The organism is Rhabdochromatium marinum (genome assembly GCF_016583795.1).
GTDB lineage: Bacteria > Pseudomonadota > Gammaproteobacteria > Chromatiales > Chromatiaceae > Rhabdochromatium > Rhabdochromatium marinum.
Map to the genome: position 1 here is coordinate 20,203 of NZ_NRRS01000047.1, position 8,348 is coordinate 28,550.

At 57.9% G+C, this 8,348-nt stretch carries 10 protein-coding genes and 1 pseudogene; 4 read left to right on the plus strand and 7 right to left on the minus strand.

The window, feature by feature from the left end:
- Window positions 1–12: 12 nt before the first annotated feature.
- Window positions 13–2,253 carry a protein-disulfide reductase DsbD gene (locus CKO36_RS12935; RefSeq protein ID WP_200284478.1) on the plus strand — a complete coding sequence of 747 codons (2,241 nt, stop codon included), beginning with the start codon at window positions 13–15 and terminating at the stop codon, window positions 2,251–2,253.
- Entirely contained in the window at window positions 2,250–2,888 is a 639-nt protein-coding gene (locus CKO36_RS12940; RefSeq protein WP_200284479.1) for a TlpA family protein disulfide reductase, read from the plus strand. The genes CKO36_RS12935 and CKO36_RS12940 overlap by 4 nt, the downstream gene beginning before the upstream one ends.
- Here CKO36_RS12940 and CKO36_RS12945 read toward each other — a convergent pair.
- A complete protein-coding gene (locus tag CKO36_RS12945) occupies window positions 2,870–3,103 on the minus strand; it encodes a hypothetical protein (protein WP_200284480.1) in 234 nt (77 codons plus the stop codon). The genes CKO36_RS12940 and CKO36_RS12945 overlap by 19 nt on opposite strands.
- A gap of 243 nt (window positions 3,104–3,346) precedes the next feature.
- Here CKO36_RS12945 and CKO36_RS12950 point away from each other — a divergent pair, with 243 nt between their 5' ends.
- Window positions 3,347–3,682, plus strand: a complete 336-nt coding sequence (locus tag CKO36_RS12950; RefSeq protein ID WP_338053477.1) for a TlpA family protein disulfide reductase — start codon at window positions 3,347–3,349, stop codon at window positions 3,680–3,682.
- Window positions 3,683–3,978: 296 nt separating this feature from the next.
- On the opposite strand, the gene CKO36_RS12955 is transcribed toward CKO36_RS12950, so the two are convergent.
- From CKO36_RS12955 to CKO36_RS12970, 4 genes and pseudogenes are all read right to left on the minus strand, one after another.
- A complete protein-coding gene (locus CKO36_RS12955) occupies window positions 3,979–4,395 on the minus strand; it encodes a hypothetical protein (protein ID WP_200284481.1) in 417 nt (138 codons plus the stop codon).
- A gap of 81 nt (window positions 4,396–4,476) precedes the next feature.
- Window positions 4,477–4,905, minus strand: a pseudogene (locus tag CKO36_RS12960) (Uma2 family endonuclease); the annotation flags it as partial.
- Between the two features lie 123 nt (window positions 4,906–5,028).
- Entirely contained in the window at window positions 5,029–5,439 is a 411-nt protein-coding gene (locus CKO36_RS12965; protein WP_242469590.1) for an Rpn family recombination-promoting nuclease/putative transposase, read from the minus strand.
- 184 nt (window positions 5,440–5,623) lie between these two features.
- Window positions 5,624–6,076 carry a type IV pilin protein gene (locus CKO36_RS12970; RefSeq protein WP_275957856.1) on the minus strand — a complete coding sequence of 151 codons (453 nt, stop codon included), beginning with the start codon at window positions 6,074–6,076 and terminating at the stop codon, window positions 5,624–5,626.
- Between the two features lie 383 nt (window positions 6,077–6,459).
- On the opposite strand from CKO36_RS12970, the gene CKO36_RS12975 reads away from it, so the two are divergent.
- Window positions 6,460–6,894 carry a hypothetical protein gene (locus CKO36_RS12975; protein ID WP_242469591.1) on the plus strand — a complete coding sequence of 145 codons (435 nt, stop codon included), beginning with the start codon at window positions 6,460–6,462 and terminating at the stop codon, window positions 6,892–6,894.
- Between the two features lie 358 nt (window positions 6,895–7,252).
- Here the strand turns inward: CKO36_RS12975 and CKO36_RS12980 are convergent, their stop codons facing one another.
- The gene (locus CKO36_RS12980; protein ID WP_200284482.1) at window positions 7,253–7,921 is read right to left on the minus strand and encodes a DUF3782 domain-containing protein; all 669 of its coding nucleotides are present in this window, start codon (window positions 7,919–7,921) and stop codon (window positions 7,253–7,255) included.
- Complete coding sequence (locus CKO36_RS12985) at window positions 7,922–8,218, minus strand: hypothetical protein (RefSeq protein WP_200284483.1); 297 nt, start codon at window positions 8,216–8,218, stop codon at window positions 7,922–7,924. It abuts the gene before it with no gap.
- Window positions 8,219–8,348: the final 130 nt, after the last annotated feature.

Below are 8,348 nucleotides of genomic sequence, written 5' to 3' on the forward strand. Positions count from 1 at the left end.
CGCCCGTGGCGCATGTTCAGCTGGCTGAGCATCCTGTGGCTGGCCGCCACGCTGATGCTGATCGGCCCGGCGCAGGCAGCAGCGGAATTTTTGCCCGTCGAACAGGCGTTTCAGCCCACGGCGGAAGTCCTGACTCCGAATGAGATTGCCTTGCGCTGGCAGATTGCCCCCGGCTACTACCTGTATCAGAGCAAATTTCGCTTCCGCAGTGATGCCCAGGGGCTGAGCCTGAAGCCAGCGCAGTTTCCGCCGGCTGAAGTCAAGCAGGATAAATTTTTTGGGGAGGTGAAGATCTACCGCGATCAGATGGAGATTCGCCTGCCTTTGGAGCGCACCGATCATGCAGCGCAGCCCTTGCGGGTGCTAGCTCGCTTCCAGGGCTGCGCCGACGATGGCTTCTGCTACCCGCCCCAAGAAGTTGCCTTGGAGTTGGCCCTGCCAGTAGCGGAGACCGCCCGCTCAATGGCCGCGCTGCGCGGTGAGCGTCCGCGTAACTTTGGCCTGGAAGAAGAGATTCTGGCCGCCGAAGACGCCTTTGTCTTTGATGCCAGCGTCACCGCGCCAGACCGGCTCGAACTGCGCTGGAATATCGCGCCGGGAACCTACCTGTACCGCGACAAGATTGCGGTGGAACTTGACCCCGAGCGCGCAGCCGCCGCCGGCGTGCAGCTGGGTCGGCTGGAGCTGCCGGAGGCGGAGATCAAACCCGATACCGTGCGCCCGGATGGCAGCATTGGCGATGTCGCTATTTACCACGGCCTGCTGCGTGCCGAAGTGCCGCTGTTGCGCAGCCGCGCTGATGCGACCGATATTGAACTCAGCGCCACATTCCAGGGCTGTGCCGAGCGCGGCATCTGCTATCCGCCGGTGACCGAGACCATCCGCCTCAGCCTGCCACCAGCAACGACCCTGACCGACGCGGCAGCAACAAATAGCGGACGCGTCTCCGAGCAGGATCAGATTGCCGCCCAACTGGCCAAGGTCAGTATCTTCGGCGCTCTAGCGCTGTTTTTCGGGCTGGGACTGCTGCTGGCGTTCACGCCCTGCGTCTTCCCGATGATTCCGATCCTGTCGGGCATCATCGCCGGCCAGGGGCAAAAAATCACCACCCGGCAGGCGTTTCTGCTCTCCCTGGCCTATGTGCTGGCCATGGCGCTGACCTATGCCATCGTCGGCGTCATCGCCGGACTGTTCGGGGCTAACCTGAATGCAGCCTTCCAGACCCCCTGGGTGCTAGTGCTCTTTGCCGGGGTCTTTGTGGCCCTGGCCCTGTCGATGTTCGGCTTCTATGACTTGCAGCTGCCTAGTGCTCTGCAAACCCGGCTGACTGAACTCAGCAACCAACAGCAAGGCGGTACTCTAATCGGAGCCGCGATCATGGGCACCCTGTCGGCGCTGATCGTTGGGCCCTGCGTCGCTCCGCCACTGATGGGGGCGCTGATTTTCATTGGTAAAACCGGCGATGCCGTGCTGGGCTTCTTCGCCCTGCTAGGGCTGGGACTCGGCATGGGCGCGCCCCTGCTGCTGATCGGCACCTCAGCCGGCCAGTTGCTGCCGCGCGCCGGCGCCTGGATGGATGCTGTCAAAGCCGTCTTTGGCATCCTGCTGCTGGCAGTGGCCATCCTACTGCTGGAGCGCATCCTGCCTGCCACCCTGGCACTGGTGCTATGGGGGCTGCTGCTGGTTGTCTCGGCGGTCTATTTGGGTGCACTCGAAGCGCTGCCGGCAGGCCACAGCGGTTGGCGCAAGCTGTGGAAAGGACTGGGGGTGGCGCTGCTCATCTATGGCACCCTGATGCTGGTCGGTGCCGCCGCTGGTGGGCACGATACCTGGCAACCGTTGCGCGGACTAACCACCAGCGGCGGAGCTGGCGAGGCCAGCGCCCATGCCCAATTCAAACGCATCAAGACCGTTGCCGATCTGGAACGCGAGCTGGCGACTGCTACCACCCAGGGCCAGCCGGTCATGTTGGATTTCTATGCCGACTGGTGTGTGTCCTGCAAGGAAATGGAACGCGACACCTTCCCGGCTCCCGAGGTGCGCGCAGCGATGGACAACTTCGTCCTGTTACAAGCCGATGTCACCGCCAATGATGCAGCGGACAAGGCGCTGATGCAGGAGCGTTTCGGCCTGCATGGCCCACCGGCGATGCTGTTTTTTGATGCGACCGGCCAGGAATTGAGCGGATTCCGCCTGGTCGGTTTCGTGCCTCCCCAGGACTTCGCCGCCCATTTGCAGGAGATTGCCCCATGAGCGCACTTAAGGTGTTGTTTGTCACCCTGCTGGCTGGCACCCTCAGTATCAGCGTAGCGCTCTTTGGTCAGCACTGGATAGACGGACATCCGCATCTGGCGCTCAGTCTGCAACAGCCCCCTCAGCGCGCCGCTGTCTTACCCGATCTGCGCCTGTCCACCCTCGACGGTCGCCAGATCAATAGCCATCGCTGGGCCGGAAAAGTAGTGGTAATGCACTTCTGGGCCAGCTGGTGCACGCCCTGTCTGATGCAGATCGGAGCGCTGGAGCGCTTACAGGCGCGCTATGGACCCGAGGTCTTGCAAGTGGTGAGCATTGCCATCGACACGCCGGAAGACATCCAGGACTTCACCTCCACGCGCACCATCAATTATCAGATACTGCTCGGCGACCTGAAGGAAATGAAGCTCGCGCAGCGGTTTGGTAATCGCACCCAGTCACTGCCGTTCACTATCGTCTTTGACTACCAGGGGCACGCGGTTTTCCACTACGCCGGTGCACTGAGTGAAGAGCGGCTCAACGCCGAGGTCAGCGCCCTGCTGCCGGACACGACTACGCCGCCAGCACAGGTATCAGCACCGGCCCCGCGACCAACACTGGCACCGGCACCAGCACCTCAGGCCGACCCCAGCTGATCCCGACGGTATCCGATGGTTTTGAACAACTTGCGCGCAACATAATTCGCAAACTCCTCCCTGTTCTCATAGTCGCGATCAATCGCCAGCGTGGCCAAGGCATCGATTGCATCCCGCAGCCGCGCGATCTCATCCAGGTCGCGTCCACAGGTCAAACAACGGGTTCCATCATCCCGACACTCATCCTTGCCGTGACAAGGTTCAAAGCGCGCCATCTTTGTCAACTCCTCGCACAAGCTCTTTGTGCTCGTCTGTGATGAATAGCAGTTGCGCCCATGATGCGATGCCCTTTATACAGCGGCAGCACCCGAAATATTGAGTCATACAATGCTCCTGTTACTTTATAAAAAACGCATCGCCATTACCAAGAGACCCGCACTGGTTGCAATGAAACCAACCAACCAGAGAGAGCGCTGGAGCGCTTACAGGCGCGCTATGGACCCGAGGTCTTGCAAGTGGTGAGCATTGCCATCGACACGCCGGAAGATATCCAGGACTTCACCTCCACGCGCACCATCAATTATCAGATACTGCTCGGCGGCCTTAAGGAAATGAAGCTCGCGCAGCGGTTTGGTAATCGCACCCAGTCACTGCCGTTCACTATCGTCTTTGACTACCAGGGGCACGCGGTTTTCCACTACGCCGGCGCGCTGAGTGAAGAGCGGCTCAACGCCGAGGTCAGCGCCCTGCTGCCGGACACGACTACGCCGCCAGCACAGGTATCAGCACCTCAGGTTGACCCCAGCCGATCCCGACGGTATCCGATGGTTTTGAACAACTTGCGCGCAACATAATTCGCAAACTCCTCCCTGTTCTCATAGTCGCGATCAATCGCCAGCGTGGCCAAGGCATCGATCGCATCCCGCAGCCGCGCGATCTCATCCAGGTCGCGTCCACAGGTCAAACAACGGGTTCCATCATCCCGACACTCATCCTTGCCATGACAAGGTTCAAAGCGCGCCATCTTTGTCAACTCCTCGCACAAGTTCTTTGTGCTCGTCTGTGATGAATAGCAGTTGCGCCCATGATGCGATGCCCTTTATACAGCGGCAGCACCCGAAATATTGAGTCATACAATGCTCCTGTTACTTTATAAAAAACGCATCGCCATTACCAAGAGACCCGCACTGGTTGCAATGAAACCAACCAACCAGAGAAAATGCTGATCGTGACGTTTGAGCATTTCATCAAATCGTTGATCAACTTTTTCAAAGCGTTGGTCAATTTTTTCAAAGCGCTTTTCTAAAAGTTCAAGCCGTTTATCAATCTGCTCAAAGCGCTTGTCAACCTGCTCAAAGCGCTTGTCAACCTGCTCAAAGCGCTTGTCAACTTGCTCAAAGCCTTGGCGCATCAATTCACGCTGATGCCTGAGTTCTTCTTCAACTCGCACCATGCGCTCGCGCAGTTCAATTTCATAAACGGCCGGTGGCTTGCCGAGACTTTTCTCAGCCAGCCATTCTCCGATGTGTTCTTTAATAAACAGAATATCTTCTTGCGCAAGTGCCATCGGTCGATCACTCTCGATAAGATCTTAAGTTACAACAGTGAGGAGTCGGTAACCACTATATTGGAATTTCCTGAAACAGATTCAGGATCCCTTCACATCCTCAAAAATTTCCGCCATCGGCAGCTCCAAATCCAAGCACTCAAACCGGCAGGCGGTGGTCTCGTGGCAGTCTTGCAGCCGGCGTGCGTCGATGTCCACCAACACGTACTCGCGCAGACTCGGCAGCCGTCGGTAAGCGGCCGCCTTGGCCCTGCGGTCGAAAGCCGAGGTTCCCGCTAACAGCACCTCAATGATCAGTCGCGGGTATTGCAAAAACAGCTCGGCGGCATGATCACGCGCATCGCAGGACACCATGACATCCGGATAAAAAAATGCCTCTGCGGCGACAACCCGGAGTTTCATGTCTGACACATAGGTTCGACAGGGGCTGCCTCGCAGGCGGTGTTTGAGCGCAGAGTAAAGATTTCCAGCCACTAATACATGATCCTGGCGCGCGCCAAACATGGCGAAGGCCTCACCGCGATACTATTCATGCTTGTCAGCTTGGTCTTGTTCCCAAGCGAGATAGGCTTCAGCATCGAAGGGCAGTTGTTCGGCAAGTGCTGACATGGGCAAGTTCCTGATGAATTGCGGTTAACAGAGATAGAGCCCTCGGGGCGGCAGCGATGAGCCGTGCAGCCCACAGTGACAGCGGGCCGAAGCGGCGGGTGAGCTGGCGGTGCAAGGTGATGGCTTTGCCCTCCGCTTTGCCCTTCCCTCGCCCTCAGCAAAGATGGATTGATACGCCTTCGTCTCCTGAATCGGTGTAATCAGGTTGTCGGGTTCGTGCGCGAGCTGGTCGCGCAGGAAGCTGTTGAGTGCGACACAGCGAATCGGCGAGCCTGGTTCATGCACCCAGCTTGGATAGTCGGGAATATCGGTCGCGCGCAGAAACACCGCAATGCCCAACACTTCCCGTTCGAGGTGTTCTTCGCCGAAGAGGCCGATCTTGGTATTGAGATTGTACAGCGCCTTGGCGGAGGGCTGGGCTTGGAATTCGACCACATAGGTGGGGCTGGCATGAGGTGGACGTGCTCATCGGGTTCGACCAGGCCATCGAGCCTACGCTCGATGCCTTTGATGGTCAGCGAGCAGGCTGTGTAGGAGCCTTTCAGCACTGGGCTGCCGATGAGCACCCGGAAAGCTTCAGGACCGCTGCGCAGGAACAGATCAATCGGGTAGTCGGCAGTCACCGACGCCAGCAGCGATCCGCATCCCAGCCGCTATCGGCGCCAACCACTAATTTTTGGCCAAAGTGATTGATCGTCAGGGTGTCGCAGGGATCACTAGCCTGAGGACTTCCTGTAACCGGCACAGCGCGAATCTCAAACGCTGCGTTATCCGGCGTGCCTTCGTAAGCAAAGGTGTAGCGATTGGGCATATCCCCTTCAGCCGCGCAGCCGCTAGTTAGCAAGGTATCGGGCGTTGGCGGCGCATAGGTTGAACTGCCGGTATAGCGGCGCTCCATGCGATTGGCCAGCTCCAACAAACAGCTGGCCCCATTGGCCCGCCAGGATTTCAGCACATGCTGCTGGTAAGACGGATAGGCAATCGCGGCCAGAATGCCGACGATGGCCACGGTGATCATGAGCTCAATCAGGGTAAACCCCTGCTGGAATGAATACTTTTTCTTTATCATCATCTGTTTTTACGAGAGAAATCCCGGCCTTCCGGCTGGGGAAGGAGAGTGCACCACGCCAAACGCAGTGAGATCACCTCTCTCGCGGCCTCCTTTTTGCTTTGGGTTGAAAAAATCGCCATAGCCGTTGGCGTGTTGCAGCTAGCAACCATGGCGGCAAGAAATGCACTGCATTGCCGCAATGCTGCAATGCTGCAATGCTGCAATGCTGCAATGCTCCTACACGGTAGCGCCGGGCGTCTGCTGGATCAAGACCTTCCAGGCCAACCCGCGCCTAATCCGATAAACTTGCTGTATGCTCGCCGACACTCCCAATTCCACAGAAAAAGCCCCGCTGCGCCAATGGCACCGCGCCTTTGGCATTGCCTTGATGGATGTCTTTGCCGATGCGCCCTGGGTGGTGGAATCACGAAGCCCTCACGGCTTGGGTGCTGGATGAACTGATCGGGCACTATATTAACTATCGTAAACTCAAAACCGATGCACAGGGCAAACGCCACTACCTACTGCACCCCACCGCCTGGCAGGGGGTTTATCATCTCGCTTGGGGCGCCCAGCACTCGCGCAATGCCGCCTGGGAACTGTTCGCCAGCGAACAACATCGAATCCGCCAGGGATTGGCCCATTACCGCGCGCGCCATCCCCATCCCAGCCGTCATGGTCACTGGGAATTGCTCGAATACCTCTACCAACTCTATCGACGCGAGGTGCCTGAAATGGCCTACTCCATGGAACAATTTCTGCGCGAGGCTCACGACATGGCCGTCGAAGACGCCATCCGCAACGATCCTGAAGCCGTACTCAAGCGCTTTGATCCTTAAGAGCGCCTACGTGGGCTTGATCCCGAAGAGCGCCTGCGCGGGCTTGATCCTGCCACCATTGAAGCTTGGCTGGCTAGGCAATGCCGGAACCATTGATAGAGAACCACTGGCAGAGAAATACTGGCAAAAGTGGTCGCTCGCCAGCAGCGGTCAATCACCAGACCGCCGGGGTGAAGGTGGGCGGATTGCGCACTTCGATCTGTTCGCCGTTTCGGCACTCACTGATCAGTCCCGAGCCGGCAGATCCTCGAAAATGTCCGCCATTGGCAACTCTAATTCCAAGCACTCCAACCGGCAGGCGGTGGTCTCGTTGGTGAGGGTGCGACAAAGGTCATTTGTACGCCATTTTGGGTTGACCTTACCAGACGGCTGGGGTGAAATTTGGTGCATTGCGCACCTCCACCTGCTCACCGTTCTGGCACAGCACATAAAGCCCCTTGGCCATGGCTTGTTCAGCGACGGCTTCAGAGACCACCATGCCGGCAACCGCGCCCATGATGCGATGATCCTTGTAGAGCGGCAACACGCGTTTGAGTTTATCCAGCCGCTCCAAATGCGCATCAAGATGCGCGCTGACCAGTTTGCTCTTGCATTCCACCGCCACGGCCGCCCCGTCATTGACCACCAACAAATCGATTTCCAGCGCCTCGCCGTTGCGCTTGGCGGACACTTCGGGATAAACGGCATGGACCTCAATGCCTTGAGCGCGAAACAGTCGCACCACGGCCGGAGCGACCAAATGCTCGACAAATTCGCCCAAGCGATTGCCAAGATCACCCAGATTTTTTGACAGCTGTTTGATGATGCGATCCGTCTCTTGGGCGCGCTCTTTCATGAAACGTTCAGTTTCTTGCCTCTGCTCTTTCATCAAGCGCTCGGTTTCCTGGAAGCGACGGTCGGTTTCCTGTGCTGATTCTTTGATCAGTCGCTCGGTTTCCTGGAATTTTTCGGTGGTTTCCTGAAACTTCTCTGTGGTTTCCTGAAATAACCGCCAGACATCATCCAGCGTCGGGTTGGCTTGGGTCATCTATTGATCCTCATGTCGTGAGCTTTGGTGGTTTAAATCTGGCGATGGCGGTGGCAAGCGTCCGGTTTGAACGTCAAAGCGGATTCGCGCCTCGGCGGCGTCATGGGGTTCATCGGCGCGACGGTGTTGTTCGATGAACTCGGGGGACAGCACCAAGCTCGGGGTGGGCTGTTTCCGGGTCGTGGCCATGACTTCTTCGATGCGCCAGGGCTTGAGGATGCTTTGTGGGGTCAGGTAGTGCGCCATTTTGGCGTCCTGGCTCCAGGCTTCGACACAGGTGTCGATGGTGCGTTCCACGGCGTCGCTCGGTTTCCTGGAATTTTTCGGTGGTTTCCTGAAACTTCTCTGTGGTTTCCTGAAATAACCGCCAGACATCATCCAGCGTCGGGTTGGCTTGGGTCATCTATTGATCCTCATGTCGTGAGCT